Annotated in this window: 32 protein-coding genes; 23 read left to right on the top strand and 9 right to left on the bottom strand. The window is 69.2% G+C overall.

The features are described from left to right. Positions 1-190 precede the first annotated feature (190 nt). Positions 191-1,198 (top strand): endo alpha-1,4 polygalactosaminidase, encoded by a 1,008-nt coding sequence (locus tag AB0395_RS27325; protein WP_366285506.1) that lies wholly within the window; start codon positions 191-193, stop codon positions 1,196-1,198. 249 nt (positions 1,199-1,447) lie between these two features. Here the strand turns inward: AB0395_RS27325 and AB0395_RS27330 are convergent, their stop codons facing one another. The 4 genes from AB0395_RS27330 to AB0395_RS27345 form a co-directional block, all read right to left on the bottom strand. Then, positions 1,448-2,500, bottom strand: coding sequence for an amidohydrolase family protein (locus tag AB0395_RS27330; RefSeq protein WP_366285508.1), 1,053 nt, complete (start codon positions 2,498-2,500; stop codon positions 1,448-1,450). Positions 2,501-2,502: 2 nt separating this feature from the next. After that, complete coding sequence (gene melA / locus AB0395_RS27335; protein ID WP_366285511.1) at positions 2,503-3,795, bottom strand: alpha-galactosidase; 1,293 nt, start codon at positions 3,793-3,795, stop codon at positions 2,503-2,505. A 13-nt stretch (positions 3,796-3,808) separates the two neighbouring features. Next, on the bottom strand, positions 3,809-4,744 hold the full coding sequence (locus tag AB0395_RS27340) for an alcohol dehydrogenase catalytic domain-containing protein (protein WP_366285514.1): 936 nt from the start codon (positions 4,742-4,744) through the stop codon (positions 3,809-3,811). Positions 4,745-4,883: 139 nt separating this feature from the next. Continuing rightward, positions 4,884-5,726: a fumarylacetoacetate hydrolase family protein gene (locus AB0395_RS27345; RefSeq protein ID WP_366285516.1), complete on the bottom strand. Its 843-nt coding sequence runs from the start codon at positions 5,724-5,726 to the stop codon at positions 4,884-4,886. A 299-nt stretch (positions 5,727-6,025) separates the two neighbouring features. Between AB0395_RS27345 and AB0395_RS27350 the strand changes: the two genes are divergently transcribed. From AB0395_RS27350 to AB0395_RS27375, 6 genes are all read left to right on the top strand, one after another. Beyond that, the gene (locus tag AB0395_RS27350) at positions 6,026-7,123 is read left to right on the top strand and encodes an alanine racemase (protein WP_366285519.1); all 1,098 of its coding nucleotides are present in this window, start codon (positions 6,026-6,028) and stop codon (positions 7,121-7,123) included. 46 nt (positions 7,124-7,169) lie between these two features. Then, positions 7,170-7,934, top strand: coding sequence for an SDR family oxidoreductase (locus AB0395_RS27355; protein WP_366285521.1), 765 nt, complete (start codon positions 7,170-7,172; stop codon positions 7,932-7,934). A gap of 31 nt (positions 7,935-7,965) precedes the next feature. Next, positions 7,966-9,369 carry an FAD-linked oxidase C-terminal domain-containing protein gene (locus tag AB0395_RS27360; RefSeq protein ID WP_366285524.1) on the top strand — a complete coding sequence of 468 codons (1,404 nt, stop codon included), beginning with the start codon at positions 7,966-7,968 and terminating at the stop codon, positions 9,367-9,369. Then, positions 9,366-10,724, top strand: coding sequence for a heterodisulfide reductase-related iron-sulfur binding cluster (locus tag AB0395_RS27365; RefSeq protein ID WP_366285527.1), 1,359 nt, complete (start codon positions 9,366-9,368; stop codon positions 10,722-10,724). Before AB0395_RS27360 ends, AB0395_RS27365 begins: the two co-directional genes overlap by 4 nt. 148 nt (positions 10,725-10,872) lie before the next feature. Further along, complete coding sequence (locus AB0395_RS27370; RefSeq protein ID WP_366285530.1) at positions 10,873-11,556, top strand: type 1 glutamine amidotransferase domain-containing protein; 684 nt, start codon at positions 10,873-10,875, stop codon at positions 11,554-11,556. A 127-nt stretch (positions 11,557-11,683) separates the two neighbouring features. Continuing rightward, positions 11,684-13,000 carry an endonuclease Q family protein gene (locus tag AB0395_RS27375; protein ID WP_366285533.1) on the top strand — a complete coding sequence of 439 codons (1,317 nt, stop codon included), beginning with the start codon at positions 11,684-11,686 and terminating at the stop codon, positions 12,998-13,000. Positions 13,001-13,225: 225 nt separating this feature from the next. Here the strand turns inward: AB0395_RS27375 and AB0395_RS27380 are convergent, their stop codons facing one another. Continuing rightward, entirely contained in the window at positions 13,226-13,936 is a 711-nt protein-coding gene (locus AB0395_RS27380) for a haloacid dehalogenase-like hydrolase (protein ID WP_366285536.1), read from the bottom strand. A 114-nt stretch (positions 13,937-14,050) separates the two neighbouring features. On the opposite strand from AB0395_RS27380, the gene AB0395_RS27385 reads away from it, so the two are divergent. The 13 genes from AB0395_RS27385 (at position 14,051) to AB0395_RS27445 (ending at position 22,508) form a co-directional block, all read left to right on the top strand. After that, the gene (locus tag AB0395_RS27385) at positions 14,051-15,247 is read left to right on the top strand and encodes a helix-turn-helix transcriptional regulator (protein ID WP_366285539.1); all 1,197 of its coding nucleotides are present in this window, start codon (positions 14,051-14,053) and stop codon (positions 15,245-15,247) included. A 99-nt stretch (positions 15,248-15,346) separates the two neighbouring features. Further along, entirely contained in the window at positions 15,347-15,718 is a 372-nt protein-coding gene (locus tag AB0395_RS27390) for a hypothetical protein (protein ID WP_366285542.1), read from the top strand. 72 nt (positions 15,719-15,790) lie between these two features. Beyond that, positions 15,791-16,027, top strand: a complete 237-nt coding sequence (locus tag AB0395_RS27395) for a hypothetical protein (protein ID WP_366285545.1) — start codon at positions 15,791-15,793, stop codon at positions 16,025-16,027. 131 nt (positions 16,028-16,158) lie between these two features. Next, a complete protein-coding gene (locus AB0395_RS27400; protein WP_366285548.1) occupies positions 16,159-17,628 on the top strand; it encodes a recombinase family protein in 1,470 nt (489 codons plus the stop codon). 344 nt (positions 17,629-17,972) lie between these two features. Then, positions 17,973-18,218, top strand: coding sequence for a hypothetical protein (locus AB0395_RS27405; protein ID WP_366285551.1), 246 nt, complete (start codon positions 17,973-17,975; stop codon positions 18,216-18,218). Further along, positions 18,208-18,528 carry a hypothetical protein gene (locus tag AB0395_RS27410; RefSeq protein ID WP_366285554.1) on the top strand — a complete coding sequence of 107 codons (321 nt, stop codon included), beginning with the start codon at positions 18,208-18,210 and terminating at the stop codon, positions 18,526-18,528. Before AB0395_RS27405 ends, AB0395_RS27410 begins: the two co-directional genes overlap by 11 nt. After that, positions 18,525-18,764, top strand: coding sequence for a hypothetical protein (locus AB0395_RS27415; protein WP_366285557.1), 240 nt, complete (start codon positions 18,525-18,527; stop codon positions 18,762-18,764). The genes AB0395_RS27410 and AB0395_RS27415 overlap by 4 nt, the downstream gene beginning before the upstream one ends. Beyond that, a complete protein-coding gene (locus tag AB0395_RS27420; RefSeq protein WP_366285559.1) occupies positions 18,761-19,291 on the top strand; it encodes a hypothetical protein in 531 nt (176 codons plus the stop codon). The genes AB0395_RS27415 and AB0395_RS27420 overlap by 4 nt, the downstream gene beginning before the upstream one ends. A 26-nt stretch (positions 19,292-19,317) precedes the next feature. Further along, positions 19,318-19,593, top strand: a complete 276-nt coding sequence (locus AB0395_RS27425) for a hypothetical protein (protein ID WP_366285562.1) — start codon at positions 19,318-19,320, stop codon at positions 19,591-19,593. 427 nt (positions 19,594-20,020) lie between these two features. After that, the gene (locus AB0395_RS27430; protein ID WP_366285565.1) at positions 20,021-20,605 is read left to right on the top strand and encodes an HK97 family phage prohead protease; all 585 of its coding nucleotides are present in this window, start codon (positions 20,021-20,023) and stop codon (positions 20,603-20,605) included. Then, positions 20,602-22,023 carry a phage major capsid protein gene (locus tag AB0395_RS27435; protein ID WP_366285568.1) on the top strand — a complete coding sequence of 474 codons (1,422 nt, stop codon included), beginning with the start codon at positions 20,602-20,604 and terminating at the stop codon, positions 22,021-22,023. Before AB0395_RS27430 ends, AB0395_RS27435 begins: the two co-directional genes overlap by 4 nt. 4 nt (positions 22,024-22,027) lie before the next feature. After that, positions 22,028-22,351 (top strand): hypothetical protein, encoded by a 324-nt coding sequence (locus tag AB0395_RS27440; RefSeq protein WP_366285571.1) that lies wholly within the window; start codon positions 22,028-22,030, stop codon positions 22,349-22,351. Beyond that, positions 22,335-22,508, top strand: coding sequence for a hypothetical protein (locus AB0395_RS27445; RefSeq protein WP_366285574.1), 174 nt, complete (start codon positions 22,335-22,337; stop codon positions 22,506-22,508). Before AB0395_RS27440 ends, AB0395_RS27445 begins: the two co-directional genes overlap by 17 nt. 301 nt (positions 22,509-22,809) lie before the next feature. Here the strand turns inward: AB0395_RS27445 and AB0395_RS27450 are convergent, their stop codons facing one another. The 4 genes from AB0395_RS27450 to AB0395_RS27465 all read right to left on the bottom strand — a co-directional run bounded on the left by AB0395_RS27450 (position 22,810) and on the right by AB0395_RS27465 (position 24,184). Beyond that, a complete protein-coding gene (locus AB0395_RS27450; protein WP_366285576.1) occupies positions 22,810-23,037 on the bottom strand; it encodes a BldC family transcriptional regulator in 228 nt (75 codons plus the stop codon). A gap of 88 nt (positions 23,038-23,125) precedes the next feature. Then, on the bottom strand, positions 23,126-23,359 hold the full coding sequence (locus AB0395_RS27455; protein ID WP_366285579.1) for a hypothetical protein: 234 nt from the start codon (positions 23,357-23,359) through the stop codon (positions 23,126-23,128). 229 nt (positions 23,360-23,588) lie between these two features. Then, positions 23,589-23,972: a hypothetical protein gene (locus AB0395_RS27460; RefSeq protein ID WP_366285581.1), complete on the bottom strand. Its 384-nt coding sequence runs from the start codon at positions 23,970-23,972 to the stop codon at positions 23,589-23,591. After that, the gene (locus AB0395_RS27465; RefSeq protein ID WP_366285584.1) at positions 23,969-24,184 is read right to left on the bottom strand and encodes a hypothetical protein; all 216 of its coding nucleotides are present in this window, start codon (positions 24,182-24,184) and stop codon (positions 23,969-23,971) included. Before AB0395_RS27465 ends, AB0395_RS27460 begins: the two co-directional genes overlap by 4 nt. Before the next feature lie 172 nt (positions 24,185-24,356). On the opposite strand from AB0395_RS27465, the gene AB0395_RS27470 reads away from it, so the two are divergent. The 3 genes from AB0395_RS27470 (at position 24,357) to AB0395_RS27480 (ending at position 26,283) form a co-directional block, all read left to right on the top strand. After that, positions 24,357-25,586 carry an XRE family transcriptional regulator gene (locus tag AB0395_RS27470; protein ID WP_366285587.1) on the top strand — a complete coding sequence of 410 codons (1,230 nt, stop codon included), beginning with the start codon at positions 24,357-24,359 and terminating at the stop codon, positions 25,584-25,586. Between the two features lie 164 nt (positions 25,587-25,750). Further along, complete coding sequence (locus AB0395_RS27475; RefSeq protein WP_366285589.1) at positions 25,751-26,011, top strand: hypothetical protein; 261 nt, start codon at positions 25,751-25,753, stop codon at positions 26,009-26,011. Then, positions 26,008-26,283, top strand: coding sequence for a hypothetical protein (locus tag AB0395_RS27480; RefSeq protein ID WP_366285592.1), 276 nt, complete (start codon positions 26,008-26,010; stop codon positions 26,281-26,283). Before AB0395_RS27475 ends, AB0395_RS27480 begins: the two co-directional genes overlap by 4 nt. Positions 26,284-26,425: the final 142 nt, after the last annotated feature.

Consider the following 26,425-nt stretch of genomic DNA (forward strand, 5'->3'; position numbering starts at 1 on the left):
CGTTATACGGAATAGGCTGCAAGACGGGGCACCGCATGGTCAAGATGCGGGGTAACCAGAAACGATCTGGCACGGTCCACGGCCCCTTCGGGGGTCTGAGAGATCGGCCCAAGGGTTGACAGCCTCCCCCCTTTCTCGATTTCCTTGATCGTGGAATTCCATTCTGTAATACGGAAAGAGAGTAAGTGTTTTGACCACCTTCCTCGCTCAACGCAGGGCCCCGCGCCGCTTCGTCGCCCTGCTGGCCGTGACCGCGGCCGCGTTCCTGTCCCCCGTCGCCACCGCAGGTGCCACCGCAGCGAGCACCTCGACCGCCACGGGCACCGCAGGGACCACGGCGAGCGCCGGCACCTGGCATCCGCCGGTCCAGAGCCGCTGGCAGTACCAGCTCGAGGGCAACTCGGCCTACGCCTCGACCGGTGGCATCAACGTCGACATCTGCGTGGCCCCGCAGACGGGCGGCGCCTGCGTACGGCCGAGCGTGTTCGACATCGACCTCTACGCGGACGCCGCCGTCGCGGGCAACAACACCACGCCCAACACGGCGGCCGTCAAGGCGATCCACGCGCGGGGCGCCAAGGCGATCTGCTACGTCGACGCCGGGTCGATCGAGGACTTCCGCCCCGACTACCAGCAGTTCCTCACCTGGCACAACAGCCACGGCAAGTCCCTGCTGGGCAAGCCGTTCAGCGCGGAGTTCCCCAACGAGCGCTGGGCGAACATCAACAACGACAAGGGACAACGCGACTTCCTGCTGGGGATGATGGAGGCCAGGGTCGCCAAGTGCGCGAGCACCGGGTTCGACGGTGTCGAGTTCGACGTCGTGAACGCGCACGAGGAGGGCGCGTCCGTCACCGGCTGGAAGGTCAGCCCCGCCACCCAGCTCATCTACAACCGGGCACTGGCCGACATGGGGCACCGGCACGGACTGTCCGTGGCGCTCAAGAACGACCTGAGTCAGGTCCCCGACCTGGTGTCGAGCTTCGACTTCGCGGTCAACGAGGAGTGCTTCCAGTTCGACGAGTGCGACGAGCTCACGGCCTTCGTCAAGGCGGGCAAGCCGGTGTTCCAGGTGGAGTACAAGACCTCACCGAAGACCTTCTGTGCCGACGCCAACTCCACCGCGTTCAACTTCAACTCCATCAAGAAGGCGAGCGACTACTCCCTGAAGGACAAGCCGTACACGCCCTGCCGCTGAACCACCACCGGTGACCCGGCCGCCGGGTGAGCCGCCGGTGACCTCGCCGCCCGCTTCCCGTCACCGTGAGCGGGTGGCGAGGCCCGGCCCGGCTCCCCCCTGTGGGAGCCGCCGGAACGGCCGCCGCGCCGCCGGGACGCCGCAACGGCTCCCGGCCGTCGCGACGGTCACTGGAAGAGGGCGTTGACTTCGGTGTTCGCGGGGGTGAGCACCGTCTTCGCGTCCGACGTGCCGAGGCAGACGGGACACTCATGCCAGCCTCGGCACGAGCCTGAGCGCGTTGCCGGTGTAGACCTGGGCCAGCACGTCGTCGGGCAGGTCGAGCCCGGAGATGGTCCAGCGGCCCATCAGCGGCGGGTCGTCCAGGGAGTGGGCGAACGCCTCGTCCGCGGTCTCCATGAAGCGGAAGTGGATCCGGTACACCTCCGGATGCGGCGGGATCTCGTCGGTGCCGAACAGCACGCGGTCCGGATGGCGCAGGATCAGCTCGCGGGTCGCCCGCGGCGCCCTGCCCAGCTCGGCGATTCTGGCGGCGATGTCGATGTGGAAGTTGGGGTAGTCGTCGAGCATCCCGCCGACCCAGCCGAGGTTCTCCGGCCAGCATCCGGCGTGCACCCCGATCACGGTCGTCGCCGGATGCGCGTCGACCATCGCCTCCATGGCCTCCATCAGCCGCTCGAACGACGGGAACCGCGGCCCCGAGAACGCCCAGTCGGGACGGGCGGCCAGCAGTTCGAGCCGCTCGTTGCGCTCGTCGATCGGCTCGAAGAAGGCGACGGGGTCGGCGGTGTGCAGGGCGATGGGAATGCCCAGCTCACCGGCCGTCGCCCAGAGCGGGGCGAGCCGTTCGTCGTCGAGCATGACCAGCTCGCCGCGGTGGTCGCGCACGTGCAGGCCGACGTCCTTCCAGACCTTCAGGCCGGCCGCGCCCTCGGCGACCGAGGCGCGCAGCTGCGCGGCCAGCCGCTCGCCGAACCCGGGCTCGGCGGTCTGCGACCAGTCGACGTGGCAGAAGGTGGCGAACCTGCCGGGGTGGGCGGCGTCGTAGCGCTCGATGTTCTCGGCCAGCTCCCTGCCCCAGCGGCCGTCGAGGTTGACCATGCCGCGCAGGTTGAGCTCGTCCATGGTGCCGAGCAGCGCGGGAACGTCCTTGACCATCCAGTCGCCGTCCTCGGTCAGCCAGCGGCCGAGGTGGATGTGGGCGTCGACGACGGGCGTCCGGGCGCGCTCGACGAGGTTGACGGGGACCCTGAGCTGGGAGATCGGGCGGTAGCTCGAAAGCGGTATGTCGGGCGTGCTCATGGTCAGCTCCTGATGCCTTCGGGCAGCAGGTCCCCGTGGGCGGCGATCAGCTCGTCGACCAGCTCGCGGATCCGGCGGACCGGCAGGCTGGCCGCGGTGTTCGGGTCGAGCAGGGCCGCCTGGTAGACGTGGTCGCGGCGGCCTTCGAGGGCGGCCTTCACGGTCAGCTCGCTCACGTTGAGCGTGACCCTGTTGAGCGCGGCGAGCTGGGCGGGCAGCTCACCGATCCTGATCGGCAGCACCCCCGACCTGTCGACGTGGCAGGGCACCTCGACACAGGCGTCCTCGGGGAGGTTCGCGATGAGGCCCGCGTTGCGGACGTTGCCGTGGATGAGCCGGGGGGTGCCGGTCTCGATGGAGTGGATGGCCAGCGAGGCCAGCTCGTCGCCGCGCTGGATGGTCACGCCCGTGCCCGCGTCAAGGGAGCGCCTCTGCTCCTCGTAGTCGGCGAAGCCGTCGGCCAGCCAGTCGAGGTAGACGCCGACCGGGATGCGGTAGTGCTCGATCTGGTCGGGTCTGGAGAGGAACCAGGGGAGGTACTCCGAGCCGTGCTCACTCGACTCCGTCGGGAAATAACCGAAATTTCGGTAAATCTCTACGCGGACTCGGCGCTGCAGCTCGGGGTCGGCCTCGATGAGCCGGTCCAGACGCCGGTAGAGGTTCTCCCCGTCGCGCTCGAAGCGCAGCACGAACGCCTGGTGGTTGACCCCCGCGGTGAGGAAGGAGACCTCCTCCTCGGGCACGCCGACCATCCCGGCCAGGGTCCGCTGGGTGTCGCGCGCGGCGTGGCAGACGCCGACCACGTTGCGGAAGGGCGTGCCCGCGTAGACCGCCCACGGGATCATCGACATCGGGTTGGTGTAGGTGAACAGCACGGAGTCCGGGGCCAGCTCGGCCAGGTCGTCGCCGAGGCCGACCATCACCGGGATCGTGCGCAGCGCCCGGAAGATCCCGCCGATGCCGAGGGTGTCGGCGATCGTCTGGCGCACGCCGTACCTGGCGGGGATGTCGAAGTCGCGCCGTACGGCGGCCAGCCCGCCGACGGCTATCTCGTTGATGACGTAGTCGGCGCCGTCGACGGCGGCCCGGCGGTCGAGGTGGGCCTCGACCTTGGCGCCGAGCCCCAGCTCGGCGACCATCCAGGTGGCCATCGCCTCGGCCGTCGCGAGCCGCGCGGGGTCGATGTCGTGCAGCACGATCGTCGACTCGGTCAGCTCGGGGAAGGTCAGGATGTCGGAGAGCAGATTCTTGGCGAAGGTGATGCTTCCTGCGCCCACCAGGACGATCCTGGCCATGTGGTACCTCGTTTCAGGGGGTGAGCAGTGCCTTGACGGGGGTGGCACGGCCGTTCATCAGGGCGGTGAAGACCTCGGCGCCCTCGGCGAGCGGAAAGGTGTCGACCCAGCTGAGGTCCCAGTCTCCGACCAGGTCGACCGCGGCGGCGAAGTCGGTGTCACGGTAGGCGAAGGAGCCGAGCACCCGCTTCTCACCGCGTACCAGGTCGGCGGCGTCGAATCCGGCGGTCGGGTCGGCCAGCCCCAGCCACACCGCCACCCCGCCGGGGCGCAGGCGGGCGAGCGACTGCTCGTGGGTCGCGGACGCGCCGACCGCGTCGAAGACCACGTCGTACTCACCGGTCAGCTCGGACACCGCCGCGTCCGCGCCGAGGCCGCCCGCGATCGCCCTGCGGCTCTCCGAGCGGTCGGCGATCTCGACCCGGCCCGCCCCGCCGGAAACGGCCACCTGCAGGCAGGCAAGGCCGATGGCGCCCGCGCCGATGACACCGACCCTGGCCCCCGCGGGAGCCCCGGCCAGCGCCCACGCGTGCACGGCGTTCGCGACCGGCTCGACGACGCCCGCCGCCGTCCAGCCGAGCCCGTCGGGCAGCGGGACCAGCGCGCTCTCGGGCACGACGACCCGCTCGGCGAACCCGCCGGGCGTGTGCACCCCGACGATCCGCCGCTTCCTGCACACGTTGCGCAGCCCCAGCGCGCACACGTCGCACTCGCCGCAGGAGAGGATCGGGTTCACGATGACCGGACGGCCTTCTTCGGTACGGCCCGCGAACTCGTGCCCCATCACCAGCGGCGGCACCCGGAAGCCCGGCGTCTTGACGCCGTGCAGCTCACTGCCGCAGATGCCGGAGGTGACCACGTGCACCAGCACGTCGCCGGGACCGGGCTCCGGCTCGGGAACGTCGTGCACCTCCACTACACCCGGCCCGGTGAACACCAGAGCCTTCACCGGGACCCGCCACCGGTCGGATGTGCCTGTCTCACGGGAACTCCTGTCTGGGGGATCGCAGAGGTTGGGGGAAGCATCGAGGTTTGGGGAAGCTCTGAGGTTCGGGGTTTCTTCGGGGGCCTGAGGTACGGCCAGGCGGTCATCGCCGGCCCGTAACGGGGTTGCGCAGGGTGCCGATGCCCTCGACGCTCACCTCGACGACGTCTCCCGGTTTGAGCGAACGGCGGGGGTCCATGAACTCACCGCATCCCCAGGGAGTGCCGGTCAGCACCACATCGCCGGGTTCGAGGGTGAAGGCGCGTGAGCAGTACGACAGCAGCTCGGCGACGCCGAAGAGCATCTCCGCGGTGCTGGAGTCCTGGACGGTCTCCCCGTTGACGACCGTTCTGAGCGCCAGTGACTGCGGGTCGCCCAGCTCGTCGGGCGTCACGACGACGGGGCCGAGTGGGCAGAAGGTGTCCAGGTTCTTGCCGCGCGTCCACTGGCCGTCGGAGAACTGCAGGTCGCGGGCGGACACGTCGTTGGCCACGGTGTATCCCGCGACCCCCGCCAGCGCCTCGGCCTGACTCGCGTACCTGAGCGGGGCGCCGATGACGGCGGCCAGCTCGACCTCCCAGTCGACCCGCTCCGTCAGCTCCTCGTCGAGGACGATCGGCTCGCCGGGACCGATCACGCTGGAGGGGAACTTGGCGAACATCAGCGGGCGCTCCGGCTTCTCCATCCCCGCCTCGCGGATGTGGTCCAGGTAGTTCAGCCCGATCGCCACGATCTTGCCGGGACGCAGCGGCGCCACCGGGACCGCGTCCTGAAGTTTCCTGGTCGCCGAGGCGGCCAGACGCCGGGTCTCCTCGGCTCCCGCCGCCAGCACCGCCTCAAGCGCAGTGCCCTCGGGGCCCTCGGGGACATCCAGCGCGTACCAGAGCCCGTCGCGCTCAACCGCGGCGAGCCGCCCCTCGTCGACTCGCACCGTGCCGAGCCTCATGTGCTCTCCTATTCCGTATCGCAGAATGCTATTCCGAATACGCGATAGAACACCACCACAACGAACGACCTGTCAAGGGTCCGAGGAACATCCCCACCGGGACGCCCGGCACGGACTCCCCGTCCGGGCACTCCCGCCCCTCGCTTTCAAGCACTGGCCACCCCCTGGAACGCCTCTCCCGCAAGGCTCACCACAGAAATGCCTGTCAGATTCCGTATAACGGAACTCTAGACCGCATTGCGGAACTAGTGCTACTTTCGACAGCAATCGCCGTACAGCCGAGAGGGGCGGTCCAAGCGATGTATCCAGAAATCGACACTCCGGCGCTGATCATCGATCTCGACGTGGTCCGCGCGAACGTGACCGAGATGGCGAAGGTGGCCGCGACGCACGGCGTCAGGCTCCGTCCGCACATCAAGACCCACAAGATCCCCGAGCTGGCCCGGATGCAGCTGGAAGCGGGCGCGACCGGCATCACCTGCGCGAAGCTCGGTGAGGCCGAGATCATGGCCGACGCGGGCATCGACGACATCCTGCTCGCCTATCCGATCTGGGGCGAGCCCAAGCTGCGCCGCCTCGCCGCGCTCCGCGAGCGCGCCAAGGTGCGGGTCAGCCTCGACTCCCCCGAGGTCGCCGCGGGCCTCGGCAGGCTGGGACGCCAGACGGGGTCGCCCGTCGAGGTCCTGGTCGAGGTCGACACCGGCATGCACCGGCTGGGCCGCCCTCCTGGCCGCCCGACCGCCGACCTGGTCGCCGAGATCGCGGCCATCCCCGGTGTCGAGGTCGTGGGCCTGCTCACCCTCGCGGGTCACGCCTACCACTCGCGCTCACCGGAGGAACTGGCGGAGACCGCCCGCCGCGAGGGAGCCGACCTGGTCGCCACCGCCGAGTTGTGCGCGCGCGAGGGGATCGAGCTGCGGGAGCTCAGCGTCGGCTCGACACCGACCGCCCGCCACGTCGCCGGAGTCGCCGGGGTGACCGAGATCCGTCCCGGCACCTACATCTTCAACGACACGGCGATGATGCGACTCGGCGTGGCCACCGAGGAGACCACGGGCGCCCGGGTGCTGACGACGGTGGTCGGGCGCCCGTCCCCCGAGCGGGTGGTGCTCGACGCCGGTACCAAGTGCCTCACCTCGGACGGGACCGGCACCCCCGGCTGGATCGCGGCCGTCGGCCTGCCGTACCTGCACATGGAGTTCCTCAACGAGGAGCACGGGGTGGCCCACCTCGAACCGGGGCACGCTCGTGACGACGAACTGCCCGTCGGCACACGAGTGCGGCTCATCCCGAGCCATGCCTGCCCCGTCCTCAACCTCTTCGACGTCGTCCACGTCGTCGAGGGCGGCCGGGTCGTCACCGAGCTGCGCGTCGCCGCCCGGGGAGCCGTGCGATGAAGCGCCGTGCGGTGAAGCAAGGTCATGTTGTGAAAGGGGAGGCGTGATGCGAGGCCTGGCCGGGAAACGGGTGCTGATCAGCGGCGGCAGCAGCGGCATCGGCGCCGCGACCGCCCGCAGGTTCCTCCAGGAGGGCGCCCGGGTCTTCGTCGGCGGCCTCGACCAGGCCGAGGTCGAGCGGGCCGTGGCCGAGCTGGGCGAGCTCGGCGAGGTGGGCGGGCTGCCGGGGGACGTCAGCTCGGAGAGGGACGTGACACGGCTGGTCGACGCCGCGGTCGAGGCGCTCGACGGCATCGACGTGCTGATCAACAACGCGGGCACCGCGTGGCGCGAGCCGTTCCTCGAGATCACCCCGGAGCACTGGGACCGGATCGTCGCGGTGAACCTGCGCGGCATGTTCCTGGTCGCCCAGACCGTGGCGAAACGTCTGGTCGCGCAGGGGTCGGGCGGGGTCATCCTCAACATGTCGTCGACCAACGGGCTCGGCGGAGAGGCGGACTACGCCCACTACAACGCCTCGAAGGGCGGCGTGCTCCTGCTCACCAAGACCATGGCCGTCGAGCTGGGGAAGTACGGCATCCGCGTCAACGCGCTCTGCCCCGGCTACATCCAGACCCCGCTGAACGCGACGATCTCGGCCGACCTCTTCGACGACTTCGTCTCGACCTACGAGCGCGACCACATCCCGCTCGGCAGGGCGGGCCTGCCGGAGGAGGTCGCCGCCGGGTACGCCTTCCTGGCCTCCGACGACGCCGCGTTCATCCACGGCACCGAGCTGGTGATCGACGGCGGCCAGCTGGCGATCATGTGAAACCGCACCGCCGTACACCAGGGGAGAGACCATGAGAACCGCCGCGCGCGGGGAGACGATCGACGCGACCGTGCTGCGTGAGCTACGCGCGATCGTCGGCGCGGATCACGTGCGTGACGCGGAGGGGGACGTCGCCGCGTACGCCAGGGACGCGACCCCGCTCTTCTCCGCCATGCCGGGCGCCGTCGTCCACCCCGCCTCGACCGAGGAGGTCTCGGCCGTGCTCGCGCTGGCCGGCGCGCGTTCGGTGCCGGTCGTCCCCAGAGGGGCCGGGTCCAACCTGTGCGCCGCGACCGTTCCCCTCAGCGGCGGCATCGTGCTGGTGCTGACCAGGCTCGACCGCATCCTGGAGATCAGCGCCGACGAGTTGCTCGCGGTCTGCCAGCCGGGGGTCACCACGGCCGAACTGGCCGCGGCCGCCTCGGCACACGGCCTGCTGTACGCCCCCGACCCCGGCAGCAGGACCGTGGCCACGATCGGCGGCACCATCGCCACGTGCGCGGGCGGCCTGCGCGGCCTGAAGTACGGCGTCACGCGCAACTACGTCCTCGGCCTCGAAGCCGTGCTCGCGACCGGCGAGGTCATCCGTACCGGCGGAAGGCTGTGGAAGGACGTCGCGGGCTACGACCTCACCCGCCTGCTCACCGGCTCGGAGGGCACCCTCGGCGTGATCACCGAGGCGACGGTCGCGCTCACCCCCGCCCCCGAGACCACCGGCACCGGGCTGGCGTACTTCGCCACCCTGGCCGACGCGGGACGGGCCGTGGCGCGCGTCATCGGCTCGGGGGTCGTCCCGGCGACGCTTGAGTTCCTGGACGCCAAGTGCGTCGACGCCGTCGAGGCGTACGCCGGGCTCGGGCTCAGGTCGGACGCGGGGGCGCTGCTGCTGTTCGGTGACGACGGCGCCGCCGCTCCCGTCGGCGACCACCTGGCCCGCATGGCCGAGATCTGTCTCGGCGAGGGCGCGCTCGAGGCGACCGTCGCGGGCGCCGCAGCCGAGTCGGAGGCGCTGCTCGCCGCGCGACGGTGCGCGCTGCCCGCGCTGTCGCGCCTCGGCTCGGTCACGATCCTGGAGGACGCCAGCGTGCCCCGGCCGCGCATCGCCGAGATGGTCGACCGCATCGACGCCGTCGCGGAGCGGTACGGCCTCACGATCGCCACCTTCGGCCACGCGGGGGACGGAAACCTGCACCCCACCTGCGTGGTTGACGCGGGCGACACCGACGCGATCGAACGCGCCCACCACGCCTTCGGCGACATCTTCCGGGCCGCGATGGAGCTCGGCGGCACCATCACCGGCGAGCACGGCGTCGGCGCCGCCAAGTTGCCCTACCTCACCGAACGGCTCGGCGCCGACCAGATGGCGCTGCTCCGCCGGATCAAGGCCGCCTTCGACCCCGCGGGCATCCTCAACCCAGGAAAGCTCGGCTCGTGAACGCCCCTCGGAAGGCCAGGCCCGTGAACGACCCCGCTCCCCACGGCTCACCCCCGGCCACCTCGGCCCCGGGCACCTTCACCCCCGAAGGCTCACCCCCGGACGTTCCGCCCCCGAGCGCCCTCACCCCCGACGGCTCCGCCTCAGCCGCCTCGCCCCTGGGCGTATTCACCCCCGAACTGCTCGACCGCTGCATCTCCTGTGGGTTCTGCCTGCCCGCCTGCCCCACCTACGCGCTCACCAAGGAAGAGTCGTCCTCGCCGCGCGGCCGGATCACGCTGATGCGCGCCCTTGAGGAGGGCACGCTGCCGGACAACGACCTGCGGCTCCAGGAGGAGTCGAGCTTCTGTCTCGGCTGCCGGGCCTGCGAGACCGTCTGTCCCGCCGGTGTCGAGTACGGCGCGCTCCTCGAAGAGTGGCGGGACCACCAGTGGCAGGGCACCAAGCGCCCCCTGATCGTCCGGCTGCTGATGTTCGCGGTGGACTCGCGGCTGCGGCTGTGGCTGCTCGGCCTGTTCCGTCGCCACGCCCGCACCCGCCCCGCCCCCTCCGGCCCGCACCTGATGCTGGGCTGCTTCGAACGCGCCCTCTACCCGAAGGTGAGCAGGGCCGCCCGCGACCTCCGCCCCGAACTGGCCGCCCCGGCGTCGCAGGGATGCTGCGGAGCGCTGCACGCGCACAACGGCGACTCCGCCCGGGGCAGGGAACTGGCCGTCGAACTCGGCGAGCGGCTGCCCGGCACGATCGTCACCACCTCCGGCGGCTGCGCCGCCCACCTGGCGAGCGTGCTGGGCCGCGACCGGGTGAAGGAGTTCTCCGAGTATCTCCTGGAAGACCTTCTCCTGCCGGCCGAAGCCCCCTCCACCCCGGGTCGGGACCGCCGGGGGATGAACAAAGACCTCCCGGGGAGGGGCAAGGGCCTCCCCGGGAGCCTCCCCAGGACCGGCGCGGCTCTCCCCGGAACCGGGGACGGCCTCCCGAGGACCGGGGACGGCCTCCCCGGGACCGGCGCGCGCATCGCCCTGCAGGACTCCTGCCACCTGCGCAACGGTCTCGGCGTCTGGCGCGAGCCCAGGACGCTGCTGGAGCGGCTGGGTGAGTACGTCGAGCTACCGTCGGCGGGGACCTGCTGCGGGGCTGCGGGCAGTTACTCCCTTGTCAGGCCCAAGGACAGCAGGAAGGTCCTCGACGCCAAGCTCGACGAGATCGAAGCGGCCGGGGTCGACTACGTGGCCGTGGTCAACCCCGGCTGTTACCGCCAGCTCGACCAGGGCCTGCGTCGCAGGAGGTCGTCCGTGCGCGCCGTACACCTGGCAGAACTCGCGGCGGACCGCGCGGGCCGTACGAACCGCTGAGCCATCCGCCCGAGGGGTGCGCCGCTGACATTCTCCCGAAACAGGGGGGCGGGCTTTCGTATTGGATCACCAGGGGCCACGATGAGGACGTCGCCGCCGTAGTGCCGCGACACAGCTCACCGAACACCTGAGGAAAGAGAGAAAGAGCATGTCCAAGCGCGTTCTTATCGCTCTGACCAGTCACTCCGCCCTCGGATCGACTGGACGCACGACGGGGTTCTACGTCTCCGAGGCAGCCGAACCGTGGGAGGTCTTCACCGCCGCCGGATTCGAGGTGGACCTGGTCAGTGTCGCCGGAGGCAACCCGCCGCGTGACGGCGAGGACCCCGCCGACCCGGTTCAGCGGCGATTCCTGACCGATGAGCGCGTCGCCGCCCAGCTCGCCGACACGCCTCGCCCTGACGACATCGACACCGAACGGTACGACGCCGTCCTCTTCGCGGGTGGCCATGGCACGATGTGGGACTTCCCCGACAACCTGGCCCTGGCCCGGCTCGCTCGTGAGGTTTACGAGCGTGGCGGCGTCGTGGCCGCCGTCTGCCACGGTCCGGCCGCCCTCATCGGCCTCACCCTGTCCGACGGCTCCCATCTGGTTTCGGGAAAGAAGGTCGCGGCCTTCACCAACGCCGAGGAGAGCGCTGTCGGTCTGACGGATGTGGTCCCGTTCCTGCTGGCTGACCGCCTTCAGGAGCAGGGCGCCGTCCACGTGCCCGCCGACGACTTCACGGCCAACACCGTCACCGACGGACGCCTGGTGACCGGCCAGAACCCCGCCTCCGCTCGCGGTGTCGCGGAAGGCGTCGTCGCCGCGCTCGGCCAGGGCGGGTTCTGAGTCCGGATCTCCAGCCATCCCGGGGACCTCGGATCCTCGGGATGGCACCCGGGCCTTTCCCTCCATGGTGTGGACGAACTCGGCCTGCCACGTGTTACGGACGCCCTCCTGTGGAAAAGTGTCAGGAATGCGCTTCCATGCGGACCTGCACATCCACTCGAGATACTCCAGGGCCTGCAGCGGGGACAGCGACCTGGAACATCTGACCTGGTGGGCACGGCGCAAGGGCGTCACGCTGATGGGCACCGGCGACTTCACGCATCCGGCGTGGTTCGGGCAGCTACGCGACAAACTCGTCCCCGCAGAGCCGGGGCTGTTCCGCCTGCGCGAGGATCTGGACCGGGAGATCGCCCGGGCCCTGCCGTCCTCCGTCGCCTCCGACCGGGTGCGGTTCGCGCTGTCGGTCGAGATCTCCACGGTCTACCGGCGCGGCGGGCGCACCCGCAAGCTCCACCACCTGGTGTACGTGCCGGGCTTCGAGGCGGCGGAGGCCTTCAACCGCAGACTCGGGCAGATCGGCGACCTGAGCTCCGACGGCAGGCCCACCCTAGGCCTCGACTCCCGTGACCTGCTGGAGATCGCCTTGGACGCCGGTGACGGCGCCTATCTGGTGCCGGCCCACGTCTGGACGCCGTGGTTCGGCGTGTTCGGCTCCAAGTCGGGCTTCGACACGGTCGAGGAGTGCTACGGCGACCTCTCCGGCCACATCTTCGCGCTGGAGACGGGCCTGTCCAGCGATCCGGCGATGAACCGGCGGGTCTCCGGGCTGGACCGCTACCGCATGGTGAGCTACTCGGACGCGCACTCACCGCCCAGGATCGGGCGTGAGACCACGGTGTTCGACGTCGACCTGGACTACTTCGCAGTGCTGCGCGCGTTGCGGACGGGCGCCGGATACGAGGGGACGGTCGAGTTCTTCCCCGAGGAGGGCCGGTACCACCTGGACGGGCATCGCAAGTGCGGCGTCCGGATGGAGCCGGAGGAGACGCGCAGGCACGGCGGGATCTGTCCCGTGTGCGGAAAACCGCTCACGATCGGCGTGCTGAGCCGGGTCGAGGACCTGGCCGACCGTCCCGAAGGCGTACGGCCCGGCGAGACCGCCGTCTTCGACAGCCTCGTTCCGCTCCCGGAGATCGTGGGCGAGATCCTGGACGTCGGGCCGAGCAGCAAGAAGGTCACCGGCGAGGTGGACCGGCTCACCGCCGCCTTCGGCCCCGAGCTGAAAATCCTCCAGGACGTGCCGGTCGGCGACCTCGAAGCCCGCCTGCCCTCGCTCGGGGAGGCGATCGGCAGGCTGCGCCGGGGTGAGGTGGTCACGGATCCCGGCTACGACGGCGAGTACGGCGTGATCCGCCTCTTCGAACCCGGTGAGTTGCAGCGGGCGAGCACGGCCACCACCCCGACCCTCTTCGACGACCCCACCGATGACACGGACCGGCGTTGAGACACGCGATCACCCCACCCGGCCCGGCAAACACGTCCCGGGCGCCCCGGCCACGGACTCTTCGTCCTCAGCCAGAGATCCCCGGAGGACGAGGACAGCAGGACGACCCAAGCCCCAGTCGGAGCCAGAAATAGAACACAGCGCTACTGCCGCATAGTTATTGATATTCGACCCTTTTCTGAGTCGATATAGGAAAAAGTCCGTCCCGGTCACCGGGAGCTTTCCCTATGGGTATTGGCCTCGATTGTTCACGATCGCCACCAATAGGGCGGTATCCCGCAAATTAGGCAGAACACAGGTCGCTCCGGCCTCGCGCAGGTCATCGGCGGTACTTCGCCCTGTCGCCACCGCGACGACCGGCACCTCGTTCTGCACGGCGGCTTCCACGTCGGCGGGAGTGTCGCCGATGAGCACCACATCTGCGGGCTCCACGGCTTCTCCGAACGCGACGGCAGCCCGCTTCAACGCGATCCGCACCAGCTCGGCACGGATGTCGTCGTCCTCGCCGAAGGCCCCGATCCCCCAGGTGATGTTGCGATCAAGCCCGAATGTTTGGAGCTTGATCTCTGCGACCGCACGAACGTTCCCGGTCACCACTGTTTGGACGACACCGGGGAGGTCGGCCAGCGCATCCAAGGCGGCAGCCGCACCAGGAAGAGCATGCCCCTGTTCCCGGATATCGGCGTGTCGTAGGACGTGTGCTTCAGCGAGCGCGTCGGCGAACCGCTCGAAGTCCTCCCGGTTGCTGGTCAAGCCATGGAGCTTGGCTGTCTCCTGGAAGATCACAGATTCTGTGATGCCGTCGATCTTCGCCTGCTGGCGCATCGGCACTCCGGTTACTCGCTCGAAGGCCTGCGCGGACAGGTCACGGCCGATACCTCGCATGTCCACGAGCGTGTGGTCGATGTCCCACAAAATGACTCGAAACGCTGTCATTGCCACCTCCAGTTGGCCTACGCCGTTTCAGATTGTCACACCATCACTCCAAACTGGGCCACCTCGATCCTTCTTCGGTCTACGCTCGGCACATCGGTCGGAAAGGGGGCCGGGATGGCAGTGACCCTCCCTATCGGGGAGCGCATCCGCTACTGGCGAGAGAAAAAACAACGCAAGCAAGCCGCAGTCGCCGGCCTGTGCGGCATCACCGAAGAATATCTCTCACAGATCGAACGCGGCTTAAAAATACCGTCGCTGCCAGTGCTCCATGCGCTCGCCGCCGAACTCGGCGTTCCAGTATCAGCACTGCTCAGTGAGACCTCTGGAGAGCCCCCCAGGAAGAACAACACCATTGCCCAGGACGTCACCCGCGCGCTGATGGGTTATGGCACCCCGAGGAGTTTCTTGCCGCTCTCGTCTACGCTGTTGCGGGAGCGGGTGGAATCGGCGTGGCGGATGTGGCAGACCAGCCCCACGCGATTCACCGACGCGGCGACCATACTGCCGGGCCTGATCGCCGACACCGAGCATGCTGTACGCGTCCACAGGACAAACACAGACTCTGCTTCCCGGCGCGAGATCTTCCGCGCAGCAGCGGACCTCTACTTTCTCCTTCGGTCCTACTGCCGCCGAGCCGATCGGGTCGATCTTTCTCTCATGGTGGCTGATCGCGGCCTGCGAGCTACCGAAGACGCAGACGATCCGATCCGCATCGCAGCAGCGCAATGGAACCTTGGCCACGTTCTCCTCGCGGACGGGGAGCACGAGGGCGCCAAGCAGATCGCGTGCCTCGGCATTGAGCAGCTCGGCACCACACAAGAGGGCGAGTCCGCGGCACTGGCCGGTGCGTTGGAGCTCGTGGCGGTTGTGGCGGATGCCCGCAGGAAGAAGTGGCGAAATGCACGGGAACGCCTGCGGGACAAGGCTGCCCCCCAAGCTCGACGGGTCGGCGAAGGTAATTCGATGTGGACCGTGTTCGGACCGACCAACGTCGAGCTACACAGCGTGAGCATCGAAATGGAGGCTGGCGAGACCGCTGAGGCACTGCGAGTCGCAGACCAGATCGATACAAGTCACCTTCCTTCGCTGGAGCGCCGCTTTACCTTCCTGCTTGAAGTGGCCCGCTGCTACGACTTACGACGCGAGGATGCCGCGGTCCTGGTGCACCTGCTCGACCTGCTCCAGGTAGCGCCTGAAGACCTTGCTCGAAGCGTCTTGGCCCAGGACATGGTCATTCGGCTTCGACGTCGCATACGCCCCACGTACCGGAAGCAGGTCGACATACTCACAGAACGCCTGAGTCTCCTCTGACCTCCCGAACCGCTGGTTACCCGAACTGCCAGTTCGGGTAACCAGCTCCGAAGGTGCCTACCGTCACAGAGAGTTCACACGACGGCAGAGGCATTGATCATGGATGCGATCGGGGTCATACCGCACAGCGCTACAAACTCGCCACCGAATCCAACGGGTCACCGGTGGGATGCAATCCGCGTACCGCGATACATCGGTCTGGCGGCGCTGACGCACCTGCCTGCTGGGGACTTTCCAGTTCTCGTCGATCCGGTCGAGCGCGCCGTGTACTTCCTGGTGCCAGCCGGAGAGACCGACGACTGGGAGATGCCGGATGGGCGAATCCTGGTAGTGACGCGGCATCTCCTCGTGCCGCCGATTCAGCGGAACATGCCGCCTGGACGGTACTGGCTCGCAAAGCCGCAGCGCATCACCAGGCTGAAGCTGCTGCGTAAAGCCTTGGAACAGGTTTGCAGCTGCACTCCGCATTGATCCCATAAGTGGCGGACCTGCCCGACGTCGCGACCGCCGGAACAGGTCCTTGATCGGAAGAAGGTCCGATCCATGGAGAATGGTAAGTCCCCCACCCTTGCCGAGACGATCCCCGGCTGGCGGGTGATGCGCAGTGACGCCGGGCGTCTGTGGGCCACCCGTGACAAACCCTTCCCCGACGCGGTGACCAAAGGCTCGCTGTACACGCCGCCGTTTCGCACCGTGGACGCCGACACCTTCGAGGCGCTCCAGCGCGAGGTCGAACACCAGGAGAGAGCGGCCGATCAGGGCGGGCAGGTGACGTCGTGATCGGGCTGAGTGCGTCCCGCGAGCCGGGACGGCACCGTGACGGGCAGGCCATCACCGCCGTTCATCGGCGGGTGTGGGACGGCCCGGCCCGCGCCGAGGCCGAGAAACTTTGCTAGAGGTACCGTGAGCCCATGACGACAACGATGCTCCCCCTCACCGAGAAGTTCCTGCTCACCGGTCGTGAGTACCTCCGCGTATCCAAGGACCGATCCGGCCGGATGAAGTCGATCACCCAGCAGCACGACGACAACGCCCGATCAGCCAACCAGCACGGCATCACGCTTCTGGAGCCCTACACCGAGCACGAAGCCGTGTCCGCGTCCCGGTACGCGCGGAAGGCGCGAGACGAGTTCGCCATTCTCATGGCGGACCTGGAGACCGGCCGGTTCGGGGCCGATGTGCTCGTTCTGTGGGAGTCCTCCCGCGGCTCTCGCCGCGTCGGAGAATGGGCAACCATGCTCGACCTCTTGGAGGATGGTGAAAAGCTCGTTCATGTGACCTCACACGGCCGGACCTACGACCCCGCGAACCCGCGAGACAGAAGATCATTGATCGACGACGCGAACGATTCGGAGTACGAAAGCGCCAAGACTGCGCTTCGCATCCGACGCGACATGGCCGCCAGGGCGGCCGAAGGCCGCCCACACGGTGTGTGCCCGTACGGCCTTCGCCCGCTGCACGATGCGCGCACCGGCCGCCTGATCACCTGGGAGGCCGACCCCGACAAGGCGCCCGTGATCGTTGAGCTGTTCGAGCGAATTCGCAAGGGACACAGCTTCAAAGCACTGGAGAGGGACTTCGCGGCGCGTGGGATCGTCAACCGGCGGGGAAAGCCGTTCTCCGGCCCGCACCTTCGAGAGATGGCAACGAAGGCCGTCTACGCCGGGTATCGCCTATACAAGGGCGAGTTGATCGAGGGCACATGGGAACCGATCGTTGACCGCGCGCTGTACTGGGACGTTCAGCGGATCCTGTCGGAGCCCGCACACAAGACCCGCGCACAGCGACCGGGGCGCGTGCGCTACGAATACACGATGATCGTGCGATGCGACGTGTGCGGAGGGCCAGTCGGCATACGCCTTCACCGGGGGCGGGGCGAGTACATGTGCCAGGACAAGGGGTGCGTCCGGATCACGAAGGCCGACGTTGACCAGATCATCGAAGGCGCCATTCTCGGCTACCTGTCGCGCCCCGACGTCTACGAAGAACTCGTCAGCCGTAATGACTCGGTAGAGGTCGCCACGGTCACGGCCGAACTGGCGAAGCTTCGAGCGGAGTTGCAAAAGGCGGAGAATGAGAGTCCCATGACGGTCGCCGAAGCTCGAATGTTCGCCCGGCTGATCGAAGACCTGACGCCCAAGGTTGCTGACGCCGAGACGCGCCTTCGAGAGCTGACCACGCCCGGGGATCTGGTCGCACTCATAGAGCCGGGGGCCGATGTCGCCAAGCACTGGAAGGCCGCGCCGGTCTCGGCACGCCGAAAGGTCGCCGCGATTCTGCTCACACCTGAGCATCTGGGGGAAGTCCGGATCGCCCGTTCACCGGTGCGCTACCGCTGGACGCCTGCTGCCGAACGGCTGGTGTGGCGACGTGCCGAATGATCGTTTGGTGAGCACGAAGGGTCACGCCGACGGAAGGCGTGGCCCTTTCTGCTGCCTGCGCCACATGGAGGGATAGGAAACGGTCGAAGATCGCCAGAAGATGGCAAAGGATTCCGGCCTACGCAACATGGCTACCCTGACCTAGCCATAATCGGTCTACGGCCTTCCGGTCCCGTGGTTCGCACGGAGGCGAAGGTAACAACGGTGTCCACCGTTTCGCGGCCCCCCACCGTTGGCAGAGGTGGCCTGTCCTGAGGGACACGGGGAACAGGCCACAACCGGCGACTGCCATCTCTCGGGAGGAGAGACCTGGGTCGCCGTCCGGAGAGTTCCGGGGGGACTCTGTGGAATCCGCACCGTCTTGGACCAACGCCCGCGCCCGACTGGCCCGCGCCACGCAACTCGGCGACCAGGAAGCCGAAGAGCGCGCACGCTGTGACCTGAAGGCCGCCCGTGCCGAGGACTACATCCGGCGCTTGGTCGAGACCGCGCCGCCGCTCCGGCCGGAAGCCGTCGAACGGCTACGCGCGCTTCTGTTCTCGCCCGCGACGGGAGGTCAGGATCGGGAAGACGCGCCCGATGCCGCCTGACGCAGAGAAAGGCCGCCCCCGGGCAGAGGCGGCCTTCAGAGTCGAGAGCGGCGACTTCGACATCAAAACCCTACGGTACGGCCCTGACGTGCGAGGGCAGCTCGCCCGGCGTCGGGTCGCGTCGTGGCGGTTGCCGTTGCTGGCCGACGGGCGCCGGGATCCGCTCGACCCGCCGGACCGCCCCGGGCCGTGCTCGTTTGGCTTGTTCCGCGCCGAGCTGGTTGCCGAAGTGCGCCGTTGCCGGTCGCTGGGATGGGGCGATTGGGAACTGCGGACGGTGTTCGTGAACCCGTCGGAGATGGCCGCATGAGTCGGGCGCCGTGGCTGTTCGTCACGGTGGATGAGGCTCACGGCCTGGCGCTCGTGCGGGGCGAAGAGGCGGGGCGGGTCGCGTTGCTGGTCTCGCCGGACACGCCCCGCTGGTCGCGCCGTGGCCGGGGATGGGTGATCGCCGCGTCCCGCGTGGCCGACGTGCTCGCCTACGCCCAGACGCGCCATGAGTTCGTGGTGATCTCGCACCGCGACCGGCGGGGCGATGCGGCATGAGCTGGACCCGCTATGACGACCTGTTCACCGAGCGCCCCGACTGGGACGGCGTGTCCTACCCGGCGCGCTGGCATTACCTCGCGATGGTTCAGGCGTGCTCGCGTCAGCGCAGATGGGACGGCCGGATGCCGCTCACCCGGGCGCGCCGGGCTTCCGACGTAGACGACCCTGACGGATGCCTGGCCGAACTCGCCGGGGCGGGATGGGTGCGCCCAGAGGGCGACGTTGTGATCTTGCCGCTGATCGCCGAGCACATCCCCGCCCCATCCATCCGGGACAACGCCGAGAAGTCCAAGATCCGGATGCGCAAGAGTCGAGCGCACCGCAACGGCGATCACTCCCTGTGCGACCCCGACCGGTGTGAGAAGGCCGCGAGTCTGCGCACCGTTACGCCCCCTGTTACGCGTAACACCGGGACGGGACGGGACGGGACGGGACAGGACCTCAGCGAGGCGAGAGCGAACAGCACTCCAGCCGACGACGTCACCGACGACCCATGGCCGCCGGTCGCCCAGATCAAGCCATGAGCAGACAGCACCGAGAGGAACGAACGATGACCACCACCACACCAGCCGCCATCTCGCCCGGACTCGCCGCGATCCTGGATGCCCTGACCGACGACACCGGCCGTCTGGTCAGTCGCGCCCGCACGCTCGCCGACCGGCTCGCCGACGACCTCGCCGACCTCCACGAGGCCAACGCCGACGATGAGGGAGACAGCCCGCTGTCGAATGCCGCCGACACGGCCACCGAGCTGGCGAGCATCCTCGACGACCTTGCGGAGCGTCTGCACAGGCCATCTCCGCGCCAGGCCGAGACGCTGCTGTGAACGAGCCGGGGCGTTTTTGATCACGACCGGCGGACGACCCGCGCCCCCGTCCCCCGAAGTCTCCCCCTGGGACACTCCTACCCCGGGAAGCGCTTCCGCCCGGGGCCGGGCATGCCATGGGTTCAATCGTCGCCGAGATCGTCTGAACCCGTACGGAAGAAAGATCAGGGGGACGCGGGTCAGGAGTCGGGCCGTCCCGGTACGTGCCGGGGCCGCCCCCCTGCCCGTCCGAAGGGGAGCACACCAACCGTGATCAGTCTGGCTATCCTGGTAGTGACGCCCGATGCGGCTCGACCGCCCGGCCACCGACGCGCCCCGTCACCGGCCCGGCATCCGCGCCGCTGGCATCCGGACGCTTGCCGGAGCGCAGATACGCGCCACCACAGGTCGCCGTCATCCGTGACGACCTCTGCCGTTGGTGGCTGCTGTGAATGATCATCTGATTCGCGCCTTCCGCGCTGCTGACCTGTCCATCGCCGGAGACGGCCGGACCGTGACCGGCGTTGCCGTGCCGTTCGGCGTCGCGACCGTGGTGGACGACGGCGCCGGGCCGTACCGGGAGGAGTTCCGGCGGGGCGCGTTCACGCGCACGATCGCCGAGCGCGGACCGGCCAGGGTGAAGGTACTTGCCCAGCACGATCACCGAGCGTTTCCGATCGGCCGGGCGACCCTGCTCCGGGAGGATCCGGCCGGGCTGTATGCCGAGCTGAGGATCTCGGCTACGCGCGCCGGGGATGAGGCGTTGGAGCTGATCCGTGACGGCGCTCTCGACGGCCTGTCGGTGGGGTTCCGGGACATCCGGCACGACCGCGCCCAGGACGGCACCGTGCTCCGGACCGAGGTCCGGCTGAACGAGATCAGCCTGGTTGCCTTCCCCGCTTACGAGGGCGCCGTGATCACCGGGGTTCGCGGCCAGCTCACCGGCGAACTCGTCACGCCGTATCTGTCGGTGGCCCGCGCCCGCCTGGCGCTGTTGGAGGCCGCCACACCTAGAAAGGGTGACCCGCGATGAGTCGCGAGATCGTTTTCCCCGCGCTGGACGACCAGCACCGCAAGATCGCCGACCTGACCGCCGAGCGTGAGCGCACACTGACCCGCGCCCGCGCCATGCTGGACGCGGTCGAGCAGGAACGGCGCGACCTGACCGAGACCGAGCGCGCCGAGCATGGCGACCTGCTCGCCCGCATCGAAACACAGGGCGCCGAGATCGACCGGGAGACCGCCCGACTCAGCGAGCTCGAACGACTGTTGACCCTCGTTCGTAGCGGGCGCGTGTCGTATGAGCGGGGCACCGGGTACGGCGAGCCCATCGTCCACGGCCCGTTGCCGGGCGCGTTCAGGGGTGAGCCGGTACGGCCTGACCCGGGCGAGCCGGTGTGGATCCGCACCGACGACCGGCGCCCGGCCGCGCTGGCGCGTGGCCAGCGCTTCGCCGAGCACGACGTCGTACGCGAGCAGATCCAGCGGCAGGAGGGCAGCGAGCGGGCCGTGATCGAAACTCACGGCGATCTCGGCAACCTGGTCCGGGCGATCACCACGAGTTCGGGAAGCGCCGTGGTGCCGACCGTGTGGGCCGGGAACATCATCGACCGGGCGCGCAACCTGGCCGCCGTACTCCAGGCCGGGGCAACGATCGTGCCGATGCCCGCCCGACAGGTTCAGGTCGGCCGGTTGACCGGCGACCCGGCCGCAGCGTTCCGCACCGAGGGTTCCACGATCACCGCATCCGACCCGACGTTCGACAATGTCACGCTCGATTCCAAGACCATGAGCGCGCTCGTGGTCGGCTCGCTGGAGTGGTTCCAGGACGCCAACAACGTGGACGACGTGGTGACTCAGGCCATCGCCTCTGCCGTCGCGCTACAGCTCGACCTCGTCGCGCTGTACGGGTCGATCACCAGCGGCGCCGGATCCATCAGCCTGGCAACCCCACCGAACCCGCGCGGCGTGCTCGGCACGCTCAACGCCGTGGCGTCCACAAGCGTGCTCGGTGGCCAGACCAACGGCACCGCCCAGACGACCGGATCGTACTGGAACGAGGTCATCGACACGATCTTCACCGCGCGGGACTTCAACGAGGAACCGACCGGGCTCATCTGGAACAGCAAGGCCGCCCGACAGTACGCCCGCGCCTACGACTCCAACGGTCAGCCACTGGCGGTGCCGTCGGCCGTGGCCGAAGTGCCGCGCTACGTCTCCAACCAGATCCCGTCTTACACACAGGGCACCATGACCGGCCGGGCAACCGACCTGTTCGCCGGAGACTGGCGGCAGCTTCTCATCGGCCAGCGGCTGAACTTCACGATCCAGACCCTGACCGAGCGCTACGCCGAGAACGGCCAGATCGGCATCGTCGCCCACTGGCGAGGGGATGTGCAGGTGACCCGGCCGCGCGCCTTCGCCGTCTACCGTGCCCTTCAGGGAGCGTGACGCCATGGCGCACCTGAACGACCTGGATGCAGCGGCAGCACAGGCCAGCGTGGACCGCGTCGCGTTCGAGCGAGCCGCGCCCGCGCCCGTCCGATCCGCTGAGCTGGCGACCGGCTACATCCGGGCCGAACGGCCGGAGGACGGAACACCGGTCACCTTCGTGCCTGGCGAGCGGCTTCCCGCGTGGGTCGCCGAACGGCTGCGCACCGGTCAGGCCACCTACGACCCGGACAGCGGAGCGTGGACCCTGACCACGCCACCGGCTGAGCCGTCCGAACGACCCGAACGACGCAAGCGAACAGGAACATCACGTGCTCAGGAAGTATGAGGTCAACGGGATCACCGTGCTCGGTTACGGCGTGGACTGCCAGGCGCTCGCCCGGGGCGAAGACCCGTTCGAGTCAGAGGCCGAACACTACGAACTCGACGGACAACCGCCCGTGGCCAGGCCCGGCAACTGGCACGCGCCCTACACCCGCACCTGACCCGGGCGAAGGGGGGCGCCCCGGCCACGTGATCACGACAGGGATCACCTGACCCGCGCCCCCTGATTTTTTTCCGAGGTACCACCGCCCCGGCTTTGCCCCGGCCAGGGGCGAGGGGCGCCCTCGGTACGCCGAGGCGAGCGGGGATCCTGACCCGTGCCCCCTCGGGTTTTCACGCCGTCGAAAGTCCGGATCCGGCCCCCGTCGGGGTGCCCTGACGCGTCGAGGACGCCCCCGGGCCGTCCCAACGGGCCGTTCCTTGACCGGCTCGCCCGGCCGACGATGCCCGGGGTCCGGCCGGTCAGGACGCCTGTCCGCCGTTCCGCAGCGCGTTGACCTCGACTTCCCGGTAGCGGCGTTGCCCGCCCGGAGTGTGAATGAAGGTGAGCTTGCCCGCATCGGCCCACCGGTTGACGGTCTTGGGATCCACCCCGAACAGGCGCGCGACCTCGCGGGGGGTCAGGAACCGCTCGGCGACGCCGTCGAGGGCGAAGGTGCCGTCGGAGCCGATGACCAGGATGGCCGTCATGGGGGGACCTCTCGGTGGGAGTGGGGGCGGGAGTGTCCGGACGGCTCGCGGAGCGTGGTCGGCACGAACCGCCCGGGGATCAAGGGGGTTACGGGCGCATCCGGTCGATGATCTCGGCGTGGCGCGCGAGCGCTTCGGCCAGGCGCTCCGGGGTGGTGCGGCCGACGGAGGCCCGCACACCGGCCTTGTGCTCGGTGGCGGTGACCGGCCGGTAGAGGTGCGCCCACCACCGGGCAATGCCCGGGGCGTCGGCCACCTGGAAGCGCCAGGCCGGATAGATGCTGCCCAGCAGGGCGATCACCTCGAGGTCGCGTTCGGTCAAGATCGTCTCTCATGCCAGGCGGTGAGCGTGGAAGGTGCCCGGCCAGGCGGGGGCTGTCTGGCCGGGCACCGGGGGCGCCGGTCACGGGGGCATGGTGACCGGTGCGGAGCGGTTCCCCTTCCCCGATCCATCGGGAACCGCGAGGGTGTGCGACCCAGGCCCCTCCCTCCTGGGCCGCACGTCCAGAGGCGCGACGGCGAGGACGGCACTCCCCGCCGCCGCGCCGGTCTCAGGCCGCTTCCCGGTAGGGGCGTCGGCCGTGGCGCGGCGCGACGGCGGGCGCCTGGGAACGTGCGCCGTCGCGCCTGTCCGGAAGAGACGCGGGCGCGGGGAGCGCGTGCCGGATAAAGGCCGTCTCCGCCTCGCGCATCCGCTCCGCCAGACCTTCGGCGGTGTCGTCGGCGATGATCAGCGGTTCCGGCACCGGCCAGGCCGCGAGGGCGTAGAAGCGGCGTTCGCCGAGGCTGTAGAGCACGCTCCACCCCTGCCACATCCGGTCGAGGTGTTCCGCTTCGGAACGCGCCGGGCCGTCCCACAGTCGCCGATACACCTTCGTGGGTGCCTGGCCGTCGCGGTGCCGTCCCATCGCGCGGGATCGACGGCGCCCGATCATGAGGCCACCTGCTCGGCGATCTTTTCCTGTCGCTTCACGGCCGCCTCGATCTCGGCGAGGGTGTCGGCGTCCAGCTCCGAATTGGCTCCGGCCCGCCGCGCCGCGATGGGGAACCGGGTCTGACGGAAGGCCCAGAAACGGCCCCTGTCGCTGATGATCAACCGCCATCCCGGGATGGCCGGGGAGGGCACGGTGGCCCTACCATCTTGCACGGATCGCACCTCCATTGCGATCAAGGGACCCCGTATGGCCTGGCCGCCTGCGGGGTTCCGCTTGTCTCCGCTCCTTCCTGCATCCAATCTCTGCGTAATCTGCCCAGCACAGGTGCACACGGGGGACACTGAGGGATGGGCAGATGTCCCCCCACCTTGCGGAGGTGCGTTCATGGCCGCTGACGACTTGCCCGGCTGGGCTTTACGGCTACGCATCGAACGACGCAACCGGCTATGGAGTCAACGCGGGTTGGCTCGCGAACTCATCGGGGCGGCTGGCGAACATGCTCATCTGCCGTCGGCAGAGTCCATCGTGCGCCGGATCAAGGCGTATGAAGCCGGACACAACCAGCCGGATGAGCCGTATCGGACGCTGCTGTGTCGCGTGTTCGGGCTGAGCGCGGCAGAGCTGTTCGACTCGGCGGGCATGCCGCTTCCGGCTCTTGCTCTCCCGTCCCTGGCACCCGACCCCGAGATGTATGAACGGATCACGAAGGTGATCAGCGAACCGCGGCGCGTAGACCTGGAAACGATCGAGTGGCTGGAGAGGTGCCTTGCCGAGCACCGCCGAGCCGAGGACACCATGGGTAGTCGTCCCCTCATGCCCGTGGTCCGCGCCCAACTCGCCACCGTCACCGATCTCGCCCGGGGTGCTTCCGGGAAGCCAGGTGATCGAATAGTGAGCATGGTCGCCCAGTACGCCCAGTTCCTCGCCTGGATGTGCCAGGACTCCGGCGACCTGGCCGCGGCGCTCGCCTGGTATGACCGCTCCCATGGCTGGGCACTAGAGGCTGGAGATGCCGCCCTGGCCTCAACGACCTTGAACATGCGGGCACACCTGGCATGGAGCGTCGGGGACCCTCAGCGTTGCGTACGGCTGGCCGAGGCGTCCCGCTGGCATGACGGCCGTACAACCCTTGGCATCCAGGGCATGGCCGCACAGATGGCCGCCCGGGGGCACGCTCAGATGGGCGAGGGACAGGCCGCGCGATCCCTGCTCGGAGAAGCCGAGGACCTCATCAAGAGCGCGGCCGAGCGTCCGGATGATGAGCCGCCGTGGATGTACTTCTATGGGGAGGGCTGGTTCCTCATGCAGCGCGGCATGGCCGAGCTGGAGATCGGCGACGGCCGACGCGCGGTGCCGTTTCTCGAACGAGGACTGTCGGACCTTCCGGAGTCCTACCGGCGCGACCGTGCGTGGTTCGGAGCCTGCCTGGCGCGCGCTCACGCGATGACGGGCGAGGCCGAGGCCGCGACAGAGACGGCACTCAGCATCGCGCCTGACGCCGTGGCCGTGAACATCTACGCCGTTGGGGACCTCCGCAAGGTGGTCAAGCTGCTCGACCGTATGCGGGCGCCAGGTGCGCGAGACCTTGAGGATGCGCTTCCGACGTCGGCCTGAGCCTGAGACGACGACGCCCCGCCGGTCGGTGACCGGCGGGGCAGGCCAATCAGTCGGCCCACCTGTTCGCCCTATAACCGATCCGTCACAACCTTGTATCGAAAGGGCACCTTTAAGAAAGTTTCTCGGCCGAACGGCTGGACCGCACGTGGCCGGACTGGACCGTGCTCTACAGCCTGGGCAACCGCCGCTTCTACGCCGTGGCGAGCTGGCCTGCCCCTCAGCCAGTGATCGTCGAGCACGAGACGGCCACGGGCCTGGAGGCCCGGATGTACGAGGCGGAGATGACCAGGGTCACCCGGCGCGAGACACCCGCGCCCGCCCCGGCGGCTCCGCCTCCCTCGGACAGGCGCGGCGGCGCACGTTCCCAGGCGCCCGCCGCCGCGCCGCAGCACCCCTACCCCTCACGCCGGAGGGTCGCGTGATCACGCCGGAGCACAAGGAACAGCTCGCCGAGCTGCGGCAGGCGCACCCCGGCTGGAACATCTCCCACGACAACGGCACCGGCGTCCACGTCTGGAGCGCCTTTCGCCGGAAGATCCCCCACCGGCGGGAAAGAGAGGCGGGCATCGACTTCCTGATCAAAGCACCCTCCGCCCAGCGCCTGGACGAAGAGCTGACCCGGCAGGCACAGATCCTGGCCGCGCTGCCCGATCCTCCCGCCCGGCCCGCCGTACCCCGCACCTGGCGGTCCTGAAGCCGGTACGGCGAGCGAGGAGTTCCCCGCCCGCCGTACCAACAACGTGCGACCCGGGAGGAGGGCCCGGGTCGCACACCCACGCGGTTCCCGGGACACCGGGGAAGGGGACCCGCGGGCGCGAGTCCCGATCCCCTGCGTC

It is taken from the genome of Streptosporangium sp. NPDC051023 (genome assembly GCF_040689595.1).
Classification (GTDB): Bacteria; Actinomycetota; Actinomycetes; order Streptosporangiales; family Streptosporangiaceae; genus Streptosporangium.